The organism is Oerskovia sp. NPDC060338 (genome assembly GCF_042726295.1).
Taxonomy (GTDB): domain Bacteria; phylum Actinomycetota; class Actinomycetes; order Actinomycetales; family Cellulomonadaceae; genus Oerskovia; species Oerskovia merdavium.
In genome coordinates, this window is record NZ_JBHXCQ010000010.1 from 1 (window position 1) to 23,482 (window position 23,482).

Sequence of the window (23,482 nt, forward strand, 5' to 3'; positions counted from 1 at the left end):
CGCCGATGGTACTGCCCTGGAGACGGGGTGGGAGAGTAGGTCGCCGCCGGACAACCATTCACCAAAGGCCCACCCCACACGGGGTGGGCCTTTGGTATTTCCATGAGCCCCGAACAACCGGCCCGCCAGGCCAGCACCACACCACCACCACACGGCCGGCCCACCAGAACCCAGCCCCGGAGCACCCCGTGCCCGGGGCACTTCCATGCCCTGACGACCACGGCGACCGTCCCGCGGGGCGGCGCGTTCGGGGGCGTCCGCCCCGCTAACCTGACGAGATGGGAGCGCGAGGTATCTACGTCGAGGTGCGCATCGCGGCTCCTCTCGATACGGTCTGGTCCCTCACGCAGGACCCCGAGCAGCACGTGCGTTGGGACGTGCGGTTCTCCCGGATCGTCCCGACCGAGCCGACCGGAACCGGGGCTACCCGGTTCACGTACACACGCCGCCTGCCGCTCCGCACGGTCGCCGGCGACGGCGTGAGCATCGGCGACACCAGCGGGCGGGAGGGCTCCCGCACCTCGGCCCTGCGGTTCGCGACGTCGGACCCCTTGTCACCGATTCGTTCCGGCCGTGGCTACTGGCGCTACGTGCCGGCCGGGGACGGCGTCTGCTTCGTCACGGGTTACGACTACGTCCCCGGCTGGGGGCGGCTCCTGGACCGTGTCGCACGACCCGCTCTGGGCTGGGCCACGGCGTGGAGCTTCGATCGCCTGCGCATCTGGGCAGAGCGCGGCGAGCCGCCCGAGCGCTGGCCGCTGCGCAGCGTCCTGTGGCTCTGGCGGCCCGAGCGACCGCGCGCAGGGCGCTGCCGCCGGGCTCCGGCTCGTGGCCGGCGCCGGGACGACCACCTGCGCGACGCACCAGCGACGCTCGTGTCCCTCCCCGCACCGAGGAGCGCACCATGACGTCGATCTTCCAGAAGGCCATGGGCCCCGACTTCGCGCGGCTGCACCCCATGCTGCAGCGCCGGTTCTCGGTCGGGCTCGACAGCGGCGAGGCGTGCACCGGTCGCGGCGTGATGTCCGAGGTCCGTCGTGGACCGTGGTGGACCGTACCCTTCCTCCAGCTCGGCCGGCTCCGCAACATCCTCGTGCCCGACACGGGCACAGACGTGCCGTTCACGATCGAGAACTACCCGTACCTGGACCCGCTCGGGCGGGAGACGGTGACGTTCGTCCGGGAGTACGAGATCCGGGGCAGGCGACGACGGTTCGACGCCACGATGGTCCTGGTGGGTGACCGGGTCGTCGACTACCTCGGCACCCACCAGCACCTGGCCGTCGACCTCGACCTCCGAGCGGACGAGCGCGGTGGCCTGGTGCTGACGTCCGACGCCCAACGGTTCTACGAGGGGCCGGTCGGGTTCCGGTTCCCCCTGCTGCTGAGCGGTCGCGCGCACCTCCACGAGTGGTATGACGAGGCCGACGCGGTGTTCCGGGTCGACCTCGAGGTCACCAACGAACGGCTCGGGTTCCTCTTCGGGTACCGGGGCTCGTTCACGTGCGGGTGGACCCCCGCGCGCGACGCGCCCGACCGTCTCAAGCCCCGTCGGCACGAGCAGCGGACCTGACGCCCGCCGCCCACGTGGTGCGACCGCCACGGTGCGCCGGACGCCCCCGTGACCGCCGTCGTCGGGCACTAGACTGACGACCATGTCCACCATCTCCCGTGATGAGGTCGCGCGCGTCGCCGTGCTGGCCCGCATCGACCTCCGGCCCGAGGAGCTCGACCGCCTCGCCGGCGAGCTCGACGTCATCGTCGATGCGATCGCCCAGGTGAGCGAGGTCGCCACTCCTGACGTCCCCGCCACGAGCCACCCGCTCCCTCTGACCAACGTCTTCCGAGACGACGTCCCCGTGCCGCCGCTGCCCGTCGAGGACGTCCTCGCCGCAGCACCGGCCAGCGAAGACGGACGCTTCAGCGTCCCGCAGATCCTCGGGGAGGAATGATGACGAACGACCTGACGCGGCTGAGTGCCGCGGACCTCGCCGCGCACCTGGTCTCCGGCGAGGTGAGCAGCGTCGAGGCGACGCAGGCGCACCTCGACCGCATCGGTGACGTCGACACCGCGGTCCACGCGTTCCTGCACGTGAGCACCGAGGACGCCCTCGCGACGGCTCGCGACATCGACTCGCGCCGCGCCGCGGGCGAGGACCTGCACCCCCTCGCGGGCGTGCCCATCGCGGTGAAGGACGTCGTCGTCACCAAGGGCCTGCCCACGACGGCCGGCTCCAAGATCCTCGAGGGCTGGATCCCTCCCTACGACGCGACGCTCGTCGAGCGCATCCGCGCCGCGGGCCTGCCGATCCTCGGCAAGACCAACATGGACGAGTTCGCCATGGGCTCCTCGACGGAGCACTCGGCGTACGGCAACACCCACAACCCGTGGGACCTCGACCGCATCCCCGGCGGCTCGGGCGGTGGCTCGGCCGCGGCCGTCGCCGCCTACGAGGCGCCCCTCGCGATCGGCACCGACACGGGCGGCTCGATCCGTCAGCCCGGCGCCGTGACCGGCACGGTCGGCGTCAAGCCCACCTACGGCGGCGTGTCCCGCTACGGCCTCATCGCCATGGCGTCCTCGCTCGACCAGGCAGGCCCCGTCACGCGGACCGTCCTCGACTCGGCGCTCCTGCACGAGCTCATCGGCGGCCACGACCCCCGCGACTCGACCTCGATCAACGAGGACCTGCCGCTGCTCGTCGACGCGGCCCGCCAGGGCGCGATCGGCGACCTGCGCGGCCTGCGCGTCGGCGTGGTCTCCGAGCTCTCGGGCGAGGGCTACCAGGAGGGCGTGAGCGCACGCTTCGCGGAGTCGCTCGACCTGCTGCGCTCGCTCGGCGCCGAGATCATCGAGGTCTCGTGCCCGCACTTCAAGTACGCGCTCGGCGCCTACTACCTGATCATGCCGAGCGAGGCGTCCAGCAACCTCGCCAAGTTCGACGGCATGCGCTTCGGCCTGCGCGTCGAGCCGGAGGACGGTCCCGTCACGGCCGAGCGCGTCATGTCCGCGACCCGCGGCCAGGGCTTCGGCGACGAGGTCAAGCGCCGCATCATCCTCGGCACGTACGCACTGTCGGCGGGCTACTACGACGCCTACTACGGCAGCGCGCAGAAGGTCCGCACGCTCATCCAGCGCGACTTCGACGCGGCGTTCGCCCAGGCCGACGTCCTGGTCTCCCCGACGGCCCCCACCACGGCGTTCAAGTTCGGCGAGAAGCTCGACGACCCGCTCGCGATGTACCTCAACGACGTCGCGACGATCCCCGCGAACCTCGCGGGCGTCCCGGGCATGTCGCTGCCGAACGGTCTCTCGGACGACGGCCTGCCCGTCGGCTTCCAGATCCTCGCGCCGGCCAAGGCCGACGACCGTCTGTACCGCGTGGGCGCCGCTCTCGAGGCCGCCCTGGAGAACACGTGGGGCGGGCCGCTGCTGGCCAAGGCCCCGGAGCTGGAGGTCGCGCGATGAGCGCACACGCAACCGTGGACCTGGTCGACTACGACGAGGCCGTCCGCCGCTACGACCCGGTCATCGGCATCGAGGTGCACGTCGAGCTCGGCACCAAGACCAAGATGTTCTGCGCTGCCGAGGTCGAGTTCGGCGGCGAGCCCAACACGCAGGTGACCCCGGTGAGCCTCGGGCTGCCCGGCGCGCTGCCCGTGGTCAACGGCAAGGCCGTCGAGTACGCGATCAAGATCGGGCTCGCGCTCAACTGCCAGATCGCCGAGTCCTGCCGCTTCGCCCGGAAGAACTACTTCTACCCGGACGTGCCCAAGAACTTCCAGACGTCGCAGTACGACGAGCCCATCGCGTTCGACGGCTACCTGGACGTCGAGCTCGAGGACGGCACGATCTTCCGCGTCGACATCGAGCGTGCGCACATGGAGGAGGACGCGGGCAAGAACACCCACGTCGGCGGGGCGACCGGGCGCATCCACGGTGCCGAGTACTCGCTCGTCGACTACAACCGTGCGGGCATCCCGCTCGTGGAGATCGTCACGCGCCCCATCACGGGTGCGGGGGAGCGCGCCCCGGAGGTCGCTCGTGCGTACGTCCAGACGCTGCGCGACATCTTCCGTGCGCTCGACGTGTCCGAGGCACGCATGGAGCGCGGCAACGTCCGCGCCGACGTGAACCTCTCCCTGCGCGCGACCCCCGAGTCGCCGCTCGGCACGCGGACCGAGACCAAGAACGTGAACTCGTTCCGCTCGATCGAGCGCGCGGTCCGCTACGAGGTCTCGCGTCAGGCCGCCGTCCTCGACGAGGGCGGCACGGTCATCCAGGAGACGCGTCACTGGCACGAGGACACCTCGGTCACGACGGCCGGTCGCGTGAAGTCCGACGCCGAGGACTACCGCTACTTCCCGGAGCCGGACCTGGTGCCCGTCGCACCGAGCCGTGACTGGGTCGAGCAGATCCGCGCCACGCTGCCCGAGCTCCCCGTCGCGCGCCGCAACCGCCTCCAGGGCGAGTGGGGCTACGCCGACGCCGAGATGCGGGACGTCGTCAACGCGGGCGCTCTCGACCTCATCGAGGCGACCGTCGCGGCCGGTGCGAGCCCCGCGGCCGCACGCAAGTGGTGGATGGGTGAGCTCGCCCGCTACGCCAAGACGAGCGACACCGAGATCGCCGAGATCGCGGTCACGCCCGCGCAGATCGCCCAGCTCCAGGCGCTCGTCGACTCGGGCCGGATCAACGACAAGCTGGCTCGTCAGGTCCTCGAGGGCGTCCTCGCGGGCGAGGGCGACCCGGAGGCCGTGGTGGTCGCACGCGGGCTCGAGGTCGTCTCGGACGACGGCGCGCTCCTCGAGGCGATCGACGCCGCCCTCGCGGCCCAGCCCGACGTCGTCGAGAAGGTTCGCTCGGGCAACATGGGGCCCATCGGTGCGATCATCGGAGCGGTCATGAAGGCCACCAAGGGCCAGGCCGACGCCGGGCGCGTCCGCGAGCTGGTCATCGAGCGGATCGGTTGATCCGTGCCCCGAAGCACCACGGAGGTGGTCGCGTGACACGCGGACCCGAGCTCTACGGCGAGATGATGCGGCTGCGACCCATCGAGGCTCGCGACGCCGAGCGCATGTGGGAGTCCGTGCAGGACCCGGAGTCCAACCGGCTCACGGGGACCACGGCCGAGTTCACGCGCGAGCAGATCGACGAGTGGGCGGCCACGATCAGCGACCGCGAGGGCCGCTACGACTGGGCCATCACCTCGCCGGCCAAGCGGGACGGTCAGCTCGTGAGCGACGAGATGTTCGGCGAGATCGTGCTCAACGACATCGACGAGCACGCGCTCTCGGCCAACCTTCGCCTGGCCCTGCTCCCCAACTACCGGGGGCGCGGCTACGGTCGCGAGGCGATCTTCGAGGTCCTGCGCTTCGCGTTCGACCACCCCGAGGGTCCGCACCTGCACCGCGTGAGCCTCGACGTGCTCAGCATCAACCCGCGGGCTCGCATGCTCTACGAGTCGCTGGGCTTCCGCGAGGAGGGCCGGCTCCGCGACGCGTTCCGGGACGGCGACGGCTGGGCCGACGCGATCGTCATGAGCATCCTCGAGGACGAGTTCCGCGCGGGGCTCTGAGCACGACCACCCCGCCGGGCTGGACACCAGGACGAGCGTGACCTCCGGGTCACGCTCGTCCTGTCGTGTCCGGGGCGGTCAGCGTCGCGCGCGCTCGAAGTCCTCGAGCGACACCTTGCGCTCGACCGCGTGGTCCACGATGCGCTCGGGATACCCGGGAGCACCACCGGGGAGCTTCCACGGCTCGTGCACGGCCTTGCCGGTGATGCCGCGCAGCTCGGGCACCCACTCGCGCACGTAGGCGCCGTCGGGGTCGAACTTCAGGCCCTGCGTGACCGGGTTGAAGATCCGGAAGTACGGCGCGGCGTCGCGCCCGGTCCCCGCGACCCACTGCCAGTTGAGCTGGTTCTGCGACACGTCGCCGTCGACCAGGTGGGCCATGAAGTGCTCGGCCCCGCGCTGCCAGCGCACGTGCAGGTCCTTGACGAGGAACGACGCGACGAGCATCCGGACGCGGTTGTGCATCCACCCGGTGCCGAGGAGCTGGCGCATCCCGGCGTCGACCATCGGGTAGCCTGTGCGGCCCTCGCGCCACGCGCCGAGCAGCGCGTCCTCGGTGGCTCCGCCGGCCCATGCGTCCTCGGGGACCACGGCCCGCAGCGAGCGCCGAGCAGCGCCAGGGTGGTGGAACAGGACGTCGGCGTGGAACTCGCGCCACGCGAGCTCCGAGCGGTAGGTCGCGGCGGCTTCCTCGGGCACCGCGCCCGAGCGGACGGCCGACGCGAGGTCCGCGAGCAGCGTCCGCGGGTGGATCTCGCCCCACTTGAGCGCGGGCGACAGGTACGAGGTCCCCGCGAGGTCGGGGCGGTCGCGGTCGGTCGGGTAGTCGGCCAGGCCGTCGGCCAGGAACGCGCGCCAGCGGTCGATCGCCGCCGCCTCGCCTGCGGCCGGCAGCCGTGCCCGGACGTCCGGTGCGTCCGGGAGACCGTCGGACGTGAGCATGGCCCACGCGACGTCGTCGGGCAGGGGAGCGGGAGCGCGCCAGCCGTGCTCGAGCCACGCCGTCCGGAACGGCGTGAAGACCTGGAAGGGCGTCCCACCGCGCGTGCGGACGCGCCCGGGCGCGACCGCGTAGGGCGAACCCGTCCGCTGCAACCGCGTGCCGCGCTGGGCGAGGAGCGCCTCGACCTCGTCGTCGCGGCGACGCCCGTAGGGCTCGTAGCTCGCGGCCACGTGCACGGACCGCGCGCCGACCTCGGCGCAGACCGCGGGCACGACCTCGCGCGGGTCGCCGTGGCGCACCACGAGCCGGCCGCCGGTCGAGGCGTCGAGCCCGTGCAGGCTGCGGGCCAGGTATGCCTGCCGCACGGGTCCGGCCGACGCCCAGAGCGCGGGGTCCAGGACGTAGAGCCCGACGACGTCGCTCCCCGTCGCGCGCGCCTCGCCCTCGGCCTCGCCCAGGGCCGGGTTGTCGGCCAGGCGCAGGTCGCGGCGGAACCACAGGACGGTCGGTGCGGGGGAGGGCATCCGCCCACGCTAGCCGGGGCCGGGCGCTGCGTGCACACGGGCCGCCACCAGTCGCCACGACCACCTGCCGGTGGCAGCATCGATCCATGAGCGGCAACGACGAGCGGCCCGTCCAGCCCGACCTCCCGGACCCCCGGCTCGAGGCCGAGGCAGCCCCTGCCGCCGGCCGGGTCCCGCGCGACCACGCGTTCTTCGGCCACCCGATCGGGCTGATGACCCTGTTCACCACCGAGCTGTGGGAACGGTTCAGCTACTACGGGATGCGCGCGATCCTGCTCTTCTACCTGACGGACTCGATCGCCGACGGGGGCCTGGCCCTCGACGAGGTCACGGGGCTCGCCCTGGTCTCGATCTACGGCACGGGCGTCTACCTGCTGTCGGTGGTCGGCGGCTGGCTCGCGGACCGGGTCATCGGCTCGCGGCGCTCGGTCCTGTACGGCGGGATCATCATCGCGGCGGGGCACGTCTCCCTGACGATCCCGGGGGCCGGCTTCTCGATGTTCGGCATCGCGCTCGTGGCGCTCGGCACGGGGCTGCTCAAGCCCAACGTGTCCTCGATGGTGGGCGAGCTGTACACGCGCGACGATCCGCGCCGCGACTCGGCCTTCTCGATCTTCTACATGGGCATCAACCTCGGCTCGCTCCTGTCGCCGATCATCGTCGGGTTCGTCAACCGGCAGTGGGGGTACCACGCGGGCTTCGCGGTCGCGGCGGTCGGCATGGCGATCGCCCTCGTGTTCTTCGTCGCGGGGCGCAAGTACCTGGGGGGCGCGGGGGACTCGGTGCCCAACCCGCTCACGCGCGAGGAGTACCCGAAGCTCGTCCGGATCGGGCTCTTCATCCTCGCGGGGCTCGTGGTCGCGGCGCTCATCGCCTGGGCCGTGTCGGGGGCGTTCGGCATCTCGACGTTCATCGACACGCTGTCCTACGTCGCGTTCGCGGCACCCATCGCCTACTTCCTGGTGATGTTCCGCTCGCCCAAGGTCACGGCCCCCGAGCGCTCGCGGCTCACGGCGTACATCCCGCTGTTCGTCGCGGCCATGCTGTTCTTCATGATCTTCGAGCAGGCGGCCACGACGCTGTCGAGCTTCGCGAAGAACCGCACCGAGCTCTCGTTCTTCGGGATCGCGATCGAGCCCGCGTTCTTCCAGTCCGTGAACCCGTTCTCGATCGTGGTCCTGGCACCGGTGTTCGCGTGGATCTGGGTCAAGACCAAGGACCGCCCGCCGACGGCCGTGAAGTTCGCGATGGGCCTGACGCTCGCGGCGCTCTCGTTCGTGTGGCTCTCGGCCGCGTCGGCGATCTTCGCGGACGAGAAGGCCCCGGCCTGGGTCCTGGTCTCGGTGTACGTCATCCAGACGCTCGGCGAGCTGTGCCTGTCCCCGGTGGGGCTGGCCGCGACGACGCTGCTCGCGCCCAAGGCGTTCCGCAGCCAGGCCATGGCGCTGTGGTTCCTGGCCCCCGCGGCGGGGCAGGCGATCACGGCCCAGATCGTCCAGGTCACGCAGGGGGCGTCGGACACCGCGTACTTCGGGGTCGTCGGCGCGATCACCATGGCGTTCGCGCTCGTCCTGTTCGCGCTCGCCCCGTGGGTCACGCGACACATCCGGCACGCGGACGCGCAGGAGGCGGCGGCACCCGCGCACTAGCGGGTGACAGTGCGGGACGGCTGCCCGGCGGGGACGTCCGGGTACTGACGGTGCCGCACGCCCGACGGCGCCACGCGCGCGGGTGCGTCGCTGCACCCGGGCGCGTGGCGCCGTCGGGCATGCCGGGCGACGGGTCGCCTCAGCGCATCCAGGCTGGCACGCCCACGCGCTCCGCGACCCCGCCCAGCCCCCACGTGCTGCCCGCACGGGTCAGGGCCACGACGACCACGACGAGCGCGGTCACGACGTGGTCCTCGACGACCGGGTTGGTGGAGCCCACGGCCACGGGCCACGTCGTGGCCCACAGCAGCGCCATAAGGAGCGTGCCCGAGACCGCGGCGACGCGCGTCCCGACGCCCAGGAGGAGCGCGAGGCCCGTCGCGCCCATGCCGAGCATGAACAGCCAGTCGGTCGCGGGGCCGGCCAGGGCGCCGAACGTGTCGGCGAACGGCCCCGAGAGCGAGGACAGGTAGCCCTGGGTCGGGGAACCCCCGCCGACCCACGCACGCTCGGCGGGGGTCGCGTAGCCCAGGCCGAAGGTCTTGTCGAGCACGGGCCACAGGAAGACGAGCGAGATCGCGATGCGCAGCACGGCCAGCGCTCGGCGTGCCGCGGGCAGCGTGACGACAGGGGGCGTGGTCGCGTGCGGTGCGGCCGTGGGGTCGGTCGAGATGGACGTGGAGCGGGGGTTCAGGGTCGGTGCAGCGGTGGCCTGGCTCATGGGTCTGGTCTCCCTGGTCGATGGGTCGTCCGCCGGACGGCGCGGGGCCGGGGTGCGGGACGAGGTGCTGCCTGCGGGGACCGCGGTCCCCTCGTGGTCGAGGGATCGGCCTCTGCGGGCCAGTGGCGGCGGGGTCCGAGCAGCCCTGTCAACTAACCACCGGGGTGAAGTCGCCTGCAACCTTTTGAGCAGATTGACGGGTTTTCCCGTATCGGTGGTGCTACGTAGGGGATCGCACATCCGGTCCCCGGTGGGAGCGCTGCCTCCCGGCGGGGACCACGAGCCGGACGCCCGACCTGCGGGGTCCGGGGCGGGCGTAGTGTGTCCGAGCGGTCACCTCCCAGGCCGCAGCACCACGTGAAGGAGCTGAACCGCCATGAGTCGCCCCCTGCGCTCTCGGACGTCCACCCACGGCCGCAACATGTCCGGTGCCCGCGCGCTCTGGCGCGCCACCGGCATGGGCTCCGAGGACTTCGGCAAGCCGATCATCGCGATCGCGAACTCGTACACGCAGTTCGTACCGGGCCACGTCCACCTCAAGGACATGGGCGACCTGGTCGCGTCCGCGATCCGCGAGGCCGGCGGCGTCTCCAAGGAGTTCAACACCATCGCGGTCGACGACGGCATCGCGATGGGCCACGCGGGCATGCTCTACTCGCTGCCCAGCCGCGACCTCATCGCGGACTCGGTCGAGTACATGGTCAACGCGCACTGCGCGGACGCCATCGTGTGCATCTCCAACTGCGACAAGATCACGCCCGGCATGCTCAACGCCGCGCTGCGCCTCAACATCCCCGTCATCTTCGTCTCCGGCGGCCCCATGGAGGCGGGCAAGGTCGTCGTCGCCGACGGTGTGGCCTCGACGCGCCTGAACCTCGTCAACGCGATCAACTACGCCGCGGACGACAACGTCAGCGACGAGGCGCTCGCGCAGGTCGAGGAGGCCGCGTGCCCCACGTGCGGCTCGTGCTCGGGCATGTTCACCGCGAACTCGATGAACTGCCTCACCGAGGCCCTGGGCCTGTCCCTGCCCGGCAACGGCTCGACGCTCGCGACCCACGCCGCGCGCAAGGAGCTCTTCCTCGAGGCAGGCCGCACGATCGTCGACCTCGCGCGTCGGTACTACGACGAGGAGGACGACTCGGCCGCGCCGCGCAACATCGCGACCAAGGCCGCGTTCGCCAACGCCATGACGCTCGACGTCGCGATGGGCGGCTCGACCAACACGGTCCTGCACATCCTCGCGGCCGCCCAGGAAGGCGAGATCGACTTCGACCTGACGGACATCGAGCGCATCAGCCGCCAGGTCCCGTGCCTGTCCAAGGTCGCGCCGAACCACCCCAACTTCCACATGGAGGACGTCCACCGCGCGGGCGGCATCCCCGCGCTCCTGGGCGAGCTCGACCGTGCCGGTCTCCTGGACCACGACGTGACGTCGGTGCACACCCCGACGCTGCGCGAGTGGCTCGACGACTGGGACGTGCGCGGAGGCAAGGCGACCGAGCAGGCTGTCGAGCTGTTCCACGCCGCGCCGGGCGGGGTCCGCACCACGCAGGCGTTCTCGACGTCGAACCGGTGGGAGTCCCTCGACGTCGACGCCGCGAACGGGTGCATCCGCGACCTCGAGAACGCCTACACGGTCGAGGGCGGCCTGGCCGTGCTGCGCGGCAACCTCGCCGAGGACGGCGCGGTGTTCAAGACCGCGGGCGTCGACCCGGACGTCTTCCACTTCGTCGGCAGGGCCCTGGTCTGCGAGTCGCAGGACGAGGCCGTCGAGAAGATCCTCACCAAGCAGGTCGAGCCCGGCCATGTGGTCGTCGTGCGCTACGAGGGCCCCGCAGGCGGGCCGGGTATGCAGGAGATGCTCTACCCCACGTCGTTCATCAAGGGACGCGGCCTCGGCAAGGTGACCGCACTCATCACCGACGGGCGCTTCTCGGGCGGGTCGAGCGGGATCTCGGTGGGTCACGTCTCGCCCGAGGCCGCCGCGGGTGGCGTGATCGGCCTGGTCGAGGACGGCGACGAGATCGAGATCGACGTCGATACGCGCCTCATCCGCCTCAACGTGCCCGACGAGGTGATCGCCGAGCGCCGCGCCAAGATGGAGGCCTCGGAGAGCCCCTGGCAGCCCGTCGACCGCGACCGCTACGTCTCGCCCGCGCTGCAGGCCTACGCCGCGATGGCGACGTCCGCCGACCGCGGTGCGGTGCGCGACGTGTCGCTGCTCAAGCGCCGCTGAACCGCGCACCGGCACGACGACGGGCCCGCCCCCGGCAGGGGGCGGGCCCGTCGTCGCGTGCGGAGCCTGGTGCGCGGCGGCGCGCGGTGAGCGGTGCGTGCGTCAGCACTGCTCCTCGGACTGCTCGGAGATGATCCACGTCGCACCCTCAGGGACCATGACGGCCGACCCGCAGGCGCCGCCCGCGTACGCGACGGACAGCACGGTCGCGTCGGGGCGCTCCTCGCGGACCGCGATCTCGACCTCCGCGACGTCGCCGACCGCGGCGTAGAGCTCGGCCGTGGTCGTGATCATCGACGAGCAGTCCGTGATGCCGGGCCACCCCTGCGCGGTCATCTCCGCGACCATCCGGTCGACGAGCGCGGGGGCCATGTAGCCGCAGGCCGTCTCGACCGCGGGCGCACGGCTCGCGGTGAGCCAGGCGCGAAAGCTCGCCTCGGGGGACTCGTCGGCGACGTCGGGCTCCGGCGTGGGCTCGGGGGCCACAGGAGTGGCGTCGACAGCGGCCTCGGTGGCCGCCGCGGTGCCCGTGCTCGACGGCGTGGCGGTGGGCGTCACCCGTGGCTCGGAGGTGCCCGAGCACGCGGCCGTGAGCAGGGCGAGCGCGACGACAGGAGCGAGCACCACGGCTCGCCGGGCTGACGGGAGCGAGGTGGTCCGGGAAGAGCGGACGGGCCGGAGCGAGGGGCGATATGTCGTGGTCATCGCGGCATCCTTCCCGACGAGGCGATGCCTCGGCGAGCCGCCACGCGCGCTGTGGCCGCACTTCACCCGTGAGGAGATACTCGGGTATGGCCAGCGACGACATCGACATCAAGCCCCGTTCCCGGACCGTGACCGACGGCATCGAGGCCACGGCCTCGCGCGGCATGCTCCGCGCCGTCGGGATGGGGGACGACGACTGGGTCAAGCCCCAGATCGGCATCGCGAGCTCGTGGAACGAGATCACGCCGTGCAACCTGTCGCTCGACCGGCTCGCGCAGGGCGCCAAGGAAGGCGTGCACGCGGGCGGGGGCTACCCGCTGCAGTTCGGCACCATCTCGGTGTCCGACGGCATCTCGATGGGGCACGAGGGCATGCACTTCTCGCTCGTGTCCCGCGACGTCATCGCGGACTCGGTCGAGACCGTCATGCAGGCCGAGCGGCTCGACGGGTCCGTGCTGCTCGCGGGCTGCGACAAGTCGCTGCCCGGCATGCTCATGGCCGCCGCGCGCCTCGACCTCGCGAGCGTGTTCCTCTACGCGGGCTCGATCATGCCCGGCTGGGTCAAGCTCGAGGACGGCACGGAGAAGGACGTCACGCTCATCGACGCGTTCGAGGCAGTGGGCGCGTGCTCGCGCGGGCTCATGAGCAAGGGCGACCTGGACCGCATCGAGCGGGCCATCTGCCCGGGCGAGGGCGCGTGCGGCGGCATGTACACCGCGAACACCATGGCGTCGGTCGCCGAGGCCATGGGCATGTCGCTGCCCGGTTCGGCCGCACCACCCTCGGCGGACCGCCGCCGCGACAACTTCGCGCACCGCTCGGGCGAGGCCGTCGTCGAGCTGCTGCGCCGCGGGATCACGGCGCGAGACATCATGACCAAGGAGGCGTTCGAGAACGCGATCGCCGTGGTCATGGCCTTCGGCGGCTCGACCAACGCGGTCCTGCACCTGCTGGCGATCGCGCACGAGGCCGAGGTCGAGCTGACGCTCGCGGACTTCGACCGCGTCGCCGCCAAGGTGCCCCACCTGGGCGACCTCAAGCCGTTCGGCCGGTACGTCATGAACGACGTCGACCGTATCGGTGGCGTTCCCGTGGTCATGAAGGCCCTGCTCGACGCGGGGCTGATCCACGGCGACGCGCTCACGGTCACGGGCCGGACGGTCGCCGAGAACCTCGCGGAGATCGACCCCCCGGACCCCGACGGCAAGATCCTGCGCGCGCTCGACAACCCGATCCACCACACGGGCGGCATCACCATCCTGGGCGGCTCGCTCGCGCCCGAGGGGGCCGTGGTCAAGTCCGCGGGCTTCGACTCGGACGTGTTCGAGGGCACGGCCCGCGTGTTCGAGCGCGAGCGCGCGGCGCTCGACGCCCTCGAGGACGGGACCATCACGGACGGCGACGTCGTCGTGATCCGCTACGAGGGCCCCAAGGGCGGACCGGGCATGCGCGAGATGCTCGCGATCACGGGAGCCATCAAGGGAGCGGGCCTCGGCAAGACCGTGCTGCTCCTGACGGACGGGCGCTTCTCGGGCGGGACGACCGGGCTGTGCGTGGGCCACGTCGCACCCGAGGCGGTCGACGCCGGACCGATCGCGTTCGTGCGCGACGGCGACCGGATCCGGCTCGACGTCGCGCGCAAGACGCTCGACCTGCTGGTCGAGGACGCCGAGATCGAGGCCCGCAAGGAGGGCTGGGCGCCGCTCGCCCCGAAGTTCACGCGCGGGGTCCTGGCCAAGTACGCCAAGCTCGTCCAGTCGGCCTCGCGCGGGGCGATCCTCGAGTAGGGGGCCTGGACGCGGTCGCGGCCGGGGCCGTTGAGAGCGCCCGGACGCGACCCGCCCACGTGCTCGGCACGCTCGTCGCGCGTGCTGGCGACGGACCCCCGCCTGCGGGATAGTTGGACAAGGAACGCTCCGTCGCAGCACCTCCCCGGTCCGACCGGCCAGGGCCCGCGACCCCGGCTCGCCACGACGTTCCGCAGGGTCCCCGTCCACCCGACACCGCACCGGAGCAGCAGCCATGAGCGACGAGATCACCGCCCGACAATTCCACGACAGCGACGGGGTGGAGGACTGGCGCGTGCTGCTCGGCACCGCGCAGACCAGGTTCAGGACGGGCTCGTTCACCGCGGGCGTCGAGCTGGTCGACGCGATCGGCGAGCTGGCCGAAGGCATGAACCACCATCCCGACGTCGACCTGCGCTACGCGACCGTGACCGTCCGGACGTCGTCCCACGACGTCGGCGGCCTGAGCAAGCGCGACCTGACGCTCGCCCGCCGCATCTCGTTGGCCGCCAAGGAGCTCGACCTCCCGGCCGAGACCGACGGCCTCCTCGAGGTCGAGATCGCGATCGACGCGCTGGACCGGCCCGCGGTACGCCCGTTCTGGCGGGCCGTCCTGGGCTACGTCGACGGGCCCGAGGAGGACGAGGGGCTGGGCCTGGGGGACCGCGCCGGCTACGGGCCCCCGGTCTGGTTCCAGCAGATGGACGCCCCGCGGCCCCAGCGCAACCGCATCCACCTCGACGTCACAGTCCCGCACGACCAGGTCGAGGCGCGCGTGACCGCAGCCATCGCCGCAGGAGGGCACCTGGTGTCGGACGACCGGGCGCCGGCGTTCTGGGTCCTCGCGGACGTCGAGGGCAACGAGGCGTGCCTGTGCACGTGGCGCGGGCGCGACTGAGCGGCCGTCCGGCGTGACGGTCGCGGCCCGACGGTCGTCGGGTCCGGCGTGCGTCAGGGCGCGCGCGACCTCGCGGCGCGGCCCGTTCGGGAGCGCCGCGGCGCGGAGAGGTCACGCGCGGGCCACGACCAGCGTCCGGTAGGACGGGATCAGGACCCCACGCTGAGCGCTGCGCGAGACGACCCGCAGGCTCTGCCCGTCCCCCCACAGCGTGCGCAGCAGCGCGCCGATCTCCGCACGCGCCAGGGCCGCGCCCAGGCACAGGTGCCGCCCGGCCCCGAACCACAGCTGGCGGCTCTCGCGCACGTAGGGGCGGTCGGCACGGAACCGGCCGGCGCCGATGTTCGCGCTCCACACGAGCATCATGATGCGCTCGCCCTCGGCGAGCCGGCGGCCCGCCACCTCGACGTCGGCCGCGACGCCCCGACCGATGACCGAGGCGGGGCTCGTGACCCGCAGCCCCTCGCGCACGGCGTTCTCGACCGCGTCGGGCTCGCCGGGACCGCGGACCTCACCCGCGGCCTCGCGCTCTGCGTCGACGCGCATCAGGTCCAGGAGCCGGTGCTGCTCGCCCGTGTCGACGAGCAGAGCGGTGGTCCGGGCCATCGCGGAGGCCGAGGTCTCCGTCCCCGCGACCATCAGCAGGCACGCGAGCCCCGTGGTCTCCTCGAGTCCGAGCCCCAGCTCGCGGCACCGGCCGAGAAGGGTGTCGCCGGGGGCGTCGCGCCACCCGGCGGGAACCCCTCGCGTGAGCTCGGCCACGATCTCGCGCGCCGCGGCGACCTGCCCGGGGGACAGGTGGGTCGAGCCCGCGCTGCCCAGGGCGATCGTCGCGAGGCGTTCGCCGGTCTCGAAGACCGTGAGCGCGTCGTCGTCGGCGGGCCAGGTCCCCGCGCCCGGAGCGCGGTCCGCCGGGGCCGGCACGCCCAGGAGCGAGATCATCATGCGGCCCACGAGCACGCGGGCAAGGCGCGCGACGTCGACCGTCGCCCCCTCGCGCAGCGCGGTCCGGGCGTCGGCGAGCGGACCCGACCACGCCCCGGCGACGAGCTCGGCCGAGCTGCCCTCGGTGAACAGCTCGCGCGAGCGTGAGCGGAGCTCGTGGTGCCCCGCGCCGTCGAACAGGTCGAGCACCCAGTCGCCGAGGATCTGCGCCCACAGGTGCCCGACCCCGCCCTCGCCCACGATCGTGAACGAGCGGTGGTCGCCCAGGACCGTGCGGGCGACGACCGGGTCGGCCGTGACCCAGCCGAGCCCGGGCACCTTGCGCAGGGGCGGACCGGGCAGCCGACGCGCGGCATGGCCGCCGAGCAGCACGGCGGCCATGCCGGGGCGTGCACGGCGCAGGAGGTCCACCTCGTGGCGGGTCGTGGGAAGCATGCCCGACAGTCTGGCCCATCCGGGCGGCACGCGGGATGGGGAGTTCTCACCCGTGGAAAACCCCCGACCGCGGCCGTTCCGTGGCTACGCTGTCGCGAGTGCCGATCCTCGCTGACCTCTCCGTGCGCCCCTCGGGCGCCCGCCACCCCGTCGTCTCGGCTCCTGTCCCGCCCGCTCCTGTCGCGGTTCTCGCAGGGGTGAGCGTCCACCTGCCCGAGCGCACGGTGCAGGTTGCGGACGCCGAGCGGGCGCTCGCCCGCTCGAGCCGACCGGGGGCGGTGCCTCGTCTGCCGATGGTCTCGCGCCTGACCGGTGTGCAGCAGGTCCACGTCCTGCCCGACGACTGGAACGCCTCGGACCTCGCGGTCGCCGCCTCGCTCACGCTGCTCGCGTCCCAGGGCCTGGGCGCGGCCGACGTCGACCTGCTGATCTTCGCCTCGGCGAGCCAGGACATGGTCGAGCCCGCCACGAGCCACATCGTCGCCGCCAAGCTGGGCGTCCGGGCCCCGGTCATGGACGTCAAGAACGCGTGCAACTCGGTCCTCAACGCGCTCGAGGTCGCGGAGGCCCTCGTCGCGACGGGACGGTACGCGACGGTCCTGGTCGCGTGCGGCGAGGCGCCCTCGCGCGCGGTCCGGTGGGACGTCCCGGACCGGGCGACGTACCTGCTGTCCGCGCCGGGCTACACGATGTCCGACGCCGGAGCGGCCGTCCTGGTCCAGCGCGCAACGGGGCACGGCGAGGGGTCGGGGCCCGCGCACGGGACCTGCGCGTGCTCGGACAGGCCGCGCGGCATCCTCGCGAGCGCGTTCGGCGCCGAGTCGAGCCACTGGGACGTCGGCATGCTCCCCGGTGGCGGCACGGCGTTCCCGCGCGACCTCGACCGCACGTACTTCGAGATCGACGGGTCGCGCCTGCGTGACGCCTTCCTCGCGCTGGGTCCCGGCGTGATCCTCGACGCGCTGGTGCGTGCGGGCCTCACGTGGGACGACGTGGCCCTCGTGGCCGTGCACCAGGTCGCGGTCGCCTACCTGGCCGACGTCCACGAGGCCCTCGGGCTGCCCGAGGACCGCACGATCGTCACGGTCGCCGAGCACGGCAACGTCGCCTCCGCGACGCTGCCGCTCCAGCTCGTGACCGCGCTCGAGAGCGGCCGTGTGGGTCCGGGCGACGTGGTGCTCCTGGTCGGTCTCGCCGGCGGGATCAGCATCGGCGCCATGGCGGTGCGGCTGTGAGCGCGCCCGCGCCCGGCGGGGGCGAGGCGCGCCACGAGGCGCGCCCGGTCCGGCTCGCGGTCGTCGTCCCGGCCCTGGACGAGGCGCACGAGCACGGGATCCTCACGACCCTGCGTGCACTGCGGGCCCAGGAGGACCGGGACTTCGACCTGGTCGTGGTGGACAACGGCTCGACCGACGGCACCCCGGACCTCGTCCAGGCGACCATCGCCGACTGGGCCGAACCGCGCTGGCGCCTCGTGACCGAGGAGCAGAAGGGCACGGGCGCCGCGGCGGACACGGGCATGCGAGCCGCGATCGCCGGGGGCGCGACCCACCTAGCGCGCACCGACGCGGACTGCGTCCCCCCGCCGGACTGGACGGTCCGCGTGAAGGCGGCGTTCGCCGTCGGGCACGACCTGGTGGCCGGACGCATCGTGGCGCGCACCGACGACCTGCCGGTCTCCCGCGTGCGTCAGGCCGTCCTGTCGGGGGCCGTGAGCCTCGCGAGCACGTTCGGGAAGTTCCGTCCGGGCAACCAGGACCCGTCCTACCTCGGCCCGTACGTCATGGCGCCCGGGTGCAACATGGCGATCACCGCGGACCTCTACGAGCGCGCGGGCGGCTTTCCCCGCACCGCGATCGAGGACCTCCACGAGGACCGTGCCCTGGTCAACGAGGTGCGCCGCCTCACGTCGTCCTACGGGGCGCACCCCGAGGTCGTGGTGCGGGCCTCGACGCGCCGAGCGCACGCCTGGGGGCTCGTGCGGACCCTGGGTTGGTACGCCGACCACCGCTACAAGCCCGAGGTCGTGGACATCCGATGACGACGTCGTCGACGGTGAGGAGGGGCGGCCCGGCCACGGTGGAGGACGCCGCGGCCCGCGCCGCCCACCGCTGGGAGGAGCGCGTCCAGCGCGGGGCGCACCCGCTCGTCTACCCGGCGTTCCGGGCGCTTGCCCGGCGCGGACCGGTCGTGCGCGTCCCGGGGCTCGGGATCGTCGTCAACGACGCCGTGACCGCCCGCGAGGTGCTGCTCGACACCGAGCACTTCTCCAAGGTCGGCCCGGGGGCACCCTCGGACCTGTGGACCCCCGTGCTGGGTCCGTCGGTCCTGCTCAACATGGAGGGCGAGGACCACGCGACGCTGCGCCGGGCCCTCGCGGGGCTCTTCACGCCGCGCTCGGTCGCGCAGCTCACGGCGACCGAGGCCGGGGCCTCGCTGGGGACGCTCGCGCCGCGACTGCTCGCGGGCGAGACCGTGGACCTCGTGGGCGAGGTCGGGGCGCTCGCGGGCACCGTGATCTGCCGCATGACCGGGCTGCCGCCCACGGACGCCGCGGTGCGCGACGCGATGGTCGCTGCGCAGTCCGTCGTCGGGATGGTGCGCCTGCACCGCCGCAGCCTCACCCCGACCCAGGTCCGTCACGCCCGGGAGGTCCTGGACCGCCTGAGCGAGCCGGCCCGCACGGCGTACCGCGACGGCGACCCGTCGACGGTCCCCGGGCGCATGCGCGGTCTGGGCCTGAGCGAGCGCGAGGCGCTGGGTGCGGTCGGGGCGTTCGTCATGACGGGCACCGAGACCATCCAGTCGTTCACGCCGCGCCTGGTCGCGCTCGCGACCGACACGGGCTGGACGGACCGCCTGCTGCGGGCCGAGCCGGGCGACCCGCTGCGCGGGCGGGTCGTCGAGGAGGCGCTGCGCGTCACGGTCCCGACGCCCGCGATGCTGCGATCGGTCCGCTCGGCGCACCACGTGGGCCCCGTGCCGGTGCGCGCGGGGGAGCGGGTCGTGATCGCGACCGTGACGTGCTGCCGGGCGGGCGGCCCGTTCGCACCTGACCGTGACGCGGACCCGGTCCTGCGCAACCTCTGGTTCGGCGCGGGCCCGCACTTCTGCCTGGGCATGCCGCTCGCCATGGCCCAGGTGGGAGCGGTCCTGGACGCGCTGCGCCCGCTCGCGGCGGCGGGGCGCACGCTCGCGGTCACCGACCGCGAGGTCGCGCGGGGAGTCCTCATCCCGTCCTACCGGCGCCTCGAGATCGCGGCGCGCCCGGTGGGCGGAGAGCAGTCGGCAGTACAGGAAGCAGGGGAAGAGACATGAACGGCCCGACGACGGAGCACCTGATCGAGACCATCGGCGTCCACGCGCGGGGAGGGCTCGGCGACGCGGTGGCGCTGCGCTGGTGGTCGAGACCCATCCACCGGGTGCGTGCAGACCGCGCCCCGCACGACCACGTGCGCGAGGAGCTGACCTACCGGGAGCTGATGCGCCGGGTCGAGGCCACGGCCGACGCCCTGCACCGTGAAGGGCTGCGCGCGGGGGACCGCGTGCTGTTCTCGGTCCGGCCCCGACCCGAGGGGATCGTCCTGGCGCTCGCGGTCGTGCGGCTCGGCGGCGTCATCGTGTTCGTCGACCCCGGCTCGACCCCCGAGCTCTTCGGGGCGCGCGTGACCGCGGCGGACCCCCGCTGGGCCATGACCGAGGCGTTGCTCTACGCGGTCTCGCGCGGGCCGCTGCGGCACGTGGCCAGGTCGCGCGGCCTCCTGCTGCCGGACTACGCGAGCCTGCCCCTGCGCCACGTCCGCTCGGGCAGGTGGCTGCCCGGGGTCCCGGGCCGCTCGCTGTCGGCGCGCTCGCTCGCGACGGGGCGTCACGGCGGCGGGCGCCGCCGGTTCGTCGCGGGGGCAACGCCCGTCTCGGACCTGCCGCTGGATGCCGAGGCGCTCGTGGTCTTCACGTCCGGCACCACCTCCGACCCCAAGGCTGTGGTCCACTCGGTGGGCTCGCTGGGTTCGGGGTGCGCGCTGCTGGCCGGGGCGTTCTCCCTGGAACCGGGCGGGGTCGTGCACACCGACCAGATGCTGCTCGGGATCCCGGCTCTCCTCGCGGGCGGAACGTGGTCCATCCCTCCGGGCACCCCGGGGCAGGACGTCGTGACGTTCGCCCGGCACGCGGCCGGCGAGGCCGGGACGTACCTCGTGCCCGCCGACCTCACGCTCCTGCTCGACGCGGTCGAGTCGGGACGAGCCCCTGCGCGCGGCCCGCAGGTCGCGCTCGTCGGCGGCGCCCCGGTGACGCGCCCCCTGCTCGACCGTGCGCGCCGCCTCCTGCCGGGCACACGCTGGATCGGGGTCTACGGGACGACCGAGATCCTTCCGATCGCGGTCGTCGAGGCCGACGACAAGCTCGCGCACGCGGGCGACGGCGACCTGGTCGGGCCCCTGCTGCCGGGGATCGAGGCGGTCGTCGACACGAGCGCCGTGGAACCCGACGAGGGGCTCGGGCAGGGCTCGACCGCCGGGAGGGGCTCGACCGCCGCGCCGGACGCCCCCGCGACGGCACCCCACCCTCTCGTGGGCGAGCTGGTCCTGCGTGGTCCCTCCCTCATGAAGGGCTACCTGTCGCACCTCGACGGCGGGCAGCCGCCCGTGACCGAGCACCGCACGGGCGACCTCGCCTACCTCGACGAGCAGGGACGGATCGTGCTCGTCGGGCGCACGCGCGACATGATCATCCGCGGCACCGTGAACATCTATCCCGGCCTGTTCGAGCCGCGCCTGGCCGCGCTGCCCGGGGTCGGCGAGGCCTCGCTCGTGGGAGTCCTCCAGGACGACGGCGACGAGAAGGTCGTGCTCGTCGTGACGTCGCGCCACGCGAGCGGCCCATGGACAGGGGACCACCCGGGCACAGTGGACCTCCGAGGCGACGGCCAGGGCGACGGGGTCGAGCGCCACGGTGCCGGTGACAGTGACGACGCAGCAGTCCGCGACACCCGGGGAGCGCACGCTCCCCGCACGTCCTCGGCAGCCCCGGCACCGGTGACCCCCGCGACGGGAGCAACCCTCGCACCCGCGGTGAGCGCCGCCGTCGGGCAGGGGAGGGCGCCCGTCCTGACGAGCGACCACCCGCTCGTCCGCAGCGTGCGCTCGGCGCTGCCGGCCGTGCTCGACCACGGCGCGCTGCCCGACCTCGTGCTGCACGCCGACCACCTGCCGCTCGCAGGTCGTAGCCGCAAGCCCGACCGCGCGGCCCTGTCCCGTGCGGCCGCGCATCACCTCGCAGGCGCGGAGCCCAGGGCGAGCACTGGCACGGGTACGGGCACCACGTGAGCCTGCGCATCGGGGTCACGGGGGCCTCGGGGTTCGTCGGGGGAGCGGTCGCCCGACGCGCCGTGGCCGACGGGCACCGCGTGTGGACCTTCTCGCGACGCGACGCGCGCGTCGACGGGGCCGAGCACCGGACGTGGGACCTCGCCGCCGGGCCGCTCGCCGACCCGCCCGCGCTCGACGTCGTCGTGCACGCGGGGGCCGCGGTCTCCGACTGGGCAGCCCCCGACGTCGCCTGGGCGACCAACGTCGAGGGCACGCGTGCCGTGCGCGAGACGTTCCCCGCAGCCCGGTGCGTGCACGTGTCCTCGGGCAGCGTCTACGACCCCTACACCCCCACGGTCCGCGGGAAGGAGCGCGAGGCCCCCGTCGACCGCTACCTCAACGCGTACGGGCGCACCAAGGCGGCAGCCGAGCGCGTGCTCGTGGCCGACGCCCGGACCCCCGGTCGGGGCCCCGTCGTGATCCTGCGCCCGCACGCCGTCTACGGCCCCGGCGACACCACGCTGCTGCCGCGGATCGAGGCGGCGGTCCGCGGGCGACGGCTGGTCCTGGTCGGGGACGGGACCGCGGCCCAGTCGCTGACGCACGTCGACAACCTGGTCGACGCGGTGCTCGCGGCCTCGACGGTGGACCTGCCGGGCGGTGAGGCGCTCGTCGTCAACGTCGCCGACGCCGAGCCCGTGGTCCTGGGCGAGGTCCTGGTCGAGCTCCTGCACCGCAGGGGGCACGACGGCGTCACGCTCACCGGCATCCCGGCCCGCCCCGGGTGGGTGCTCGCCGCGTGCGCCGAGGCCCTCTCGCGCTGGACGCGGCGGACCGAGCCGCCGCGGCTCACGCGGTACGCGGTCAGCCATCTCGCGGTCGAGCGGACCTACGACCTGACGGTGCTGCGCGAGGTCCTGGGGGTCGAGCCGCGGGCCACGTCGCTCGTGGGGGCCGAGGCGTGGTGAGGCCCCGGGAGTCACGGCCGGCTCCTGACGTGCAGGACGGGCGGCAGCACACGCGGCGTCACGGCCCACGCACGAGAAAGACCCTGGCGCGCGAGGCGGACCCCTCAGGGTCCTGCCTCGTGCGCCAGGGTCTTCTTCGCTGCGACCGCGATGGGCCGGTGGGCCGGTAGGGCAGCCAGGTCCGGCAGGGCTCTCAGAGCGCGGCGAGCGCCTGACGCACGGCCTGCGAGAGCGCCTTGCCGTCGACGCGGCCGATGCCGCTCGCGGCGGCCGTCGCGGTCTTCATGACGTTGCCCATGTCCTTCATGGACGAGGCGCCGGTCGAGGCGATCGCGTCGGCCACGAGCGCGTCGAGCTGGGCGGGCGTGAGGCTCGCGGGCAGGTACTTCTCGATGAAGTCGGCCTCCGCGGTCTCGTTCTCGGCGCGCTCGGGCGCGTCGGCGTCGAGGTAGATCTGCGCGCTCTCGCGTCGCTTCTTGACCTCGGCGGCCAGGACGGTCTGGACCTCGGCGTCGCTGAGCTCGTGCGCCGCGGAGCCGGACTTCTCCGCGGTGCGGACGGCGCCGATGACCTGGCGGAGGGTGTTCTTGGCGAAGTCGTCGCGGGCCTTCATGGCGGTGGTGAGGTCGGCGGTCAGCCGCTCGATCGTGGTGGTCATGGGTCAATGGTGCCTGGTGCGGGGCCTCAGGTCCTACGCCATTGCGCTTCTCGCCCACCGCCCGGGGTGGGAAGCGCCCTTCCCGGCGCGTCCCGGCGCGCACCCGACCAGGAGCGGTGAGA

The 23,482-nt window shown here is 73.3% G+C and carries 20 protein-coding genes; 15 read left to right on the forward strand and 5 right to left on the reverse strand.

What is annotated here, in order from left to right; genetic code table 11:
- Window positions 1–278: 278 nt before the first annotated feature.
- The 6 genes from ACFWGN_RS13090 (at window position 279) to ACFWGN_RS13115 (ending at window position 5,579) form a co-directional block, all read left to right on the forward strand.
- The gene (locus ACFWGN_RS13090) at window positions 279–908 is read left to right on the forward strand and encodes an SRPBCC family protein (RefSeq protein ID WP_377617332.1); all 630 of its coding nucleotides are present in this window, start codon (window positions 279–281) and stop codon (window positions 906–908) included.
- On the forward strand, window positions 905–1,573 hold the full coding sequence (locus ACFWGN_RS13095; RefSeq protein ID WP_377617334.1) for a DUF4166 domain-containing protein: 669 nt from the start codon (window positions 905–907) through the stop codon (window positions 1,571–1,573). The genes ACFWGN_RS13090 and ACFWGN_RS13095 overlap by 4 nt, the downstream gene beginning before the upstream one ends.
- Before the next feature lie 82 nt (window positions 1,574–1,655).
- Window positions 1,656–1,952, forward strand: coding sequence for an Asp-tRNA(Asn)/Glu-tRNA(Gln) amidotransferase subunit GatC (gene gatC, locus ACFWGN_RS13100; RefSeq protein ID WP_030152198.1), 297 nt, complete (start codon window positions 1,656–1,658; stop codon window positions 1,950–1,952).
- Complete coding sequence (gene gatA, locus ACFWGN_RS13105; protein WP_191803508.1) at window positions 1,952–3,469, forward strand: Asp-tRNA(Asn)/Glu-tRNA(Gln) amidotransferase subunit GatA; 1,518 nt, start codon at window positions 1,952–1,954, stop codon at window positions 3,467–3,469. The genes gatC and gatA overlap by 1 nt, the downstream gene beginning before the upstream one ends.
- On the forward strand, window positions 3,466–4,974 hold the full coding sequence (gatB, locus tag ACFWGN_RS13110) for an Asp-tRNA(Asn)/Glu-tRNA(Gln) amidotransferase subunit GatB (protein ID WP_377617336.1): 1,509 nt from the start codon (window positions 3,466–3,468) through the stop codon (window positions 4,972–4,974). Before gatA ends, gatB begins: the two co-directional genes overlap by 4 nt.
- A 32-nt stretch (window positions 4,975–5,006) precedes the next feature.
- A complete protein-coding gene (locus ACFWGN_RS13115) occupies window positions 5,007–5,579 on the forward strand; it encodes a GNAT family N-acetyltransferase (RefSeq protein ID WP_377617338.1) in 573 nt (190 codons plus the stop codon).
- Between the two features lie 78 nt (window positions 5,580–5,657).
- Here the strand turns inward: ACFWGN_RS13115 and ACFWGN_RS13120 are convergent, their stop codons facing one another.
- A complete protein-coding gene (locus ACFWGN_RS13120; RefSeq protein WP_377617340.1) occupies window positions 5,658–7,046 on the reverse strand; it encodes a cryptochrome/photolyase family protein in 1,389 nt (462 codons plus the stop codon).
- An 86-nt stretch (window positions 7,047–7,132) separates the two neighbouring features.
- Between ACFWGN_RS13120 and ACFWGN_RS13125 the strand changes: the two genes are divergently transcribed.
- A complete protein-coding gene (locus ACFWGN_RS13125) occupies window positions 7,133–8,695 on the forward strand; it encodes a peptide MFS transporter (protein ID WP_191803502.1) in 1,563 nt (520 codons plus the stop codon).
- A gap of 139 nt (window positions 8,696–8,834) precedes the next feature.
- On the opposite strand, the gene ACFWGN_RS13130 is transcribed toward ACFWGN_RS13125, so the two are convergent.
- Window positions 8,835–9,416 (reverse strand): DoxX family protein, encoded by a 582-nt coding sequence (locus tag ACFWGN_RS13130; protein ID WP_377617342.1) that lies wholly within the window; start codon window positions 9,414–9,416, stop codon window positions 8,835–8,837.
- Window positions 9,417–9,792: 376 nt separating this feature from the next.
- Here ACFWGN_RS13130 and ilvD (ACFWGN_RS13135) point away from each other — a divergent pair, with 376 nt between their 5' ends.
- Window positions 9,793–11,655, forward strand: coding sequence for a dihydroxy-acid dehydratase (gene ilvD, locus ACFWGN_RS13135; protein ID WP_377617344.1), 1,863 nt, complete (start codon window positions 9,793–9,795; stop codon window positions 11,653–11,655).
- Between the two features lie 102 nt (window positions 11,656–11,757).
- Here ilvD (ACFWGN_RS13135) and ACFWGN_RS13140 read toward each other — a convergent pair whose 3' ends face one another.
- Window positions 11,758–12,360, reverse strand: coding sequence for a hypothetical protein (locus ACFWGN_RS13140; RefSeq protein ID WP_377617346.1), 603 nt, complete (start codon window positions 12,358–12,360; stop codon window positions 11,758–11,760).
- An 86-nt stretch (window positions 12,361–12,446) separates the two neighbouring features.
- Between ACFWGN_RS13140 and ilvD (ACFWGN_RS13145) the strand changes: the two genes are divergently transcribed.
- Window positions 12,447–14,147, forward strand: a complete 1,701-nt coding sequence (ilvD, locus tag ACFWGN_RS13145) for a dihydroxy-acid dehydratase (RefSeq protein WP_191803495.1) — start codon at window positions 12,447–12,449, stop codon at window positions 14,145–14,147.
- Window positions 14,148–14,382: 235 nt separating this feature from the next.
- Window positions 14,383–15,045, forward strand: coding sequence for a VOC family protein (locus tag ACFWGN_RS13150; protein WP_191803493.1), 663 nt, complete (start codon window positions 14,383–14,385; stop codon window positions 15,043–15,045).
- A gap of 111 nt (window positions 15,046–15,156) precedes the next feature.
- Here ACFWGN_RS13150 and ACFWGN_RS13155 read toward each other — a convergent pair whose 3' ends face one another.
- Window positions 15,157–16,425 carry a cytochrome P450 gene (locus tag ACFWGN_RS13155; RefSeq protein ID WP_377617349.1) on the reverse strand — a complete coding sequence of 423 codons (1,269 nt, stop codon included), beginning with the start codon at window positions 16,423–16,425 and terminating at the stop codon, window positions 15,157–15,159.
- 98 nt (window positions 16,426–16,523) lie between these two features.
- On the opposite strand from ACFWGN_RS13155, the gene ACFWGN_RS13160 reads away from it, so the two are divergent.
- Genes ACFWGN_RS13160 through ACFWGN_RS13180 form a run of 5 tightly spaced genes read left to right on the forward strand, consistent with a single transcriptional unit; the run spans window position 16,524 to window position 22,702 of the window.
- Complete coding sequence (locus ACFWGN_RS13160) at window positions 16,524–17,660, forward strand: 3-oxoacyl-ACP synthase III family protein (RefSeq protein WP_377617351.1); 1,137 nt, start codon at window positions 16,524–16,526, stop codon at window positions 17,658–17,660.
- A complete protein-coding gene (locus ACFWGN_RS13165; protein ID WP_377617353.1) occupies window positions 17,657–18,466 on the forward strand; it encodes a glycosyltransferase in 810 nt (269 codons plus the stop codon). The genes ACFWGN_RS13160 and ACFWGN_RS13165 overlap by 4 nt, the downstream gene beginning before the upstream one ends.
- Window positions 18,463–19,743 carry a cytochrome P450 gene (locus ACFWGN_RS13170; RefSeq protein WP_377617355.1) on the forward strand — a complete coding sequence of 427 codons (1,281 nt, stop codon included), beginning with the start codon at window positions 18,463–18,465 and terminating at the stop codon, window positions 19,741–19,743. Before ACFWGN_RS13165 ends, ACFWGN_RS13170 begins: the two co-directional genes overlap by 4 nt.
- A complete protein-coding gene (locus ACFWGN_RS13175) occupies window positions 19,740–21,752 on the forward strand; it encodes a class I adenylate-forming enzyme family protein (RefSeq protein WP_377617357.1) in 2,013 nt (670 codons plus the stop codon). The genes ACFWGN_RS13170 and ACFWGN_RS13175 overlap by 4 nt, the downstream gene beginning before the upstream one ends.
- The gene (locus ACFWGN_RS13180; protein WP_377617358.1) at window positions 21,749–22,702 is read left to right on the forward strand and encodes an NAD-dependent epimerase/dehydratase family protein; all 954 of its coding nucleotides are present in this window, start codon (window positions 21,749–21,751) and stop codon (window positions 22,700–22,702) included. Before ACFWGN_RS13175 ends, ACFWGN_RS13180 begins: the two co-directional genes overlap by 4 nt.
- 193 nt (window positions 22,703–22,895) lie before the next feature.
- Here the strand turns inward: ACFWGN_RS13180 and ACFWGN_RS13185 are convergent, their stop codons facing one another.
- Window positions 22,896–23,360: a GatB/YqeY domain-containing protein gene (locus ACFWGN_RS13185; RefSeq protein WP_056654456.1), complete on the reverse strand. Its 465-nt coding sequence runs from the start codon at window positions 23,358–23,360 to the stop codon at window positions 22,896–22,898.
- Between the last annotated feature and the right edge of the window lie 122 nt (window positions 23,361–23,482).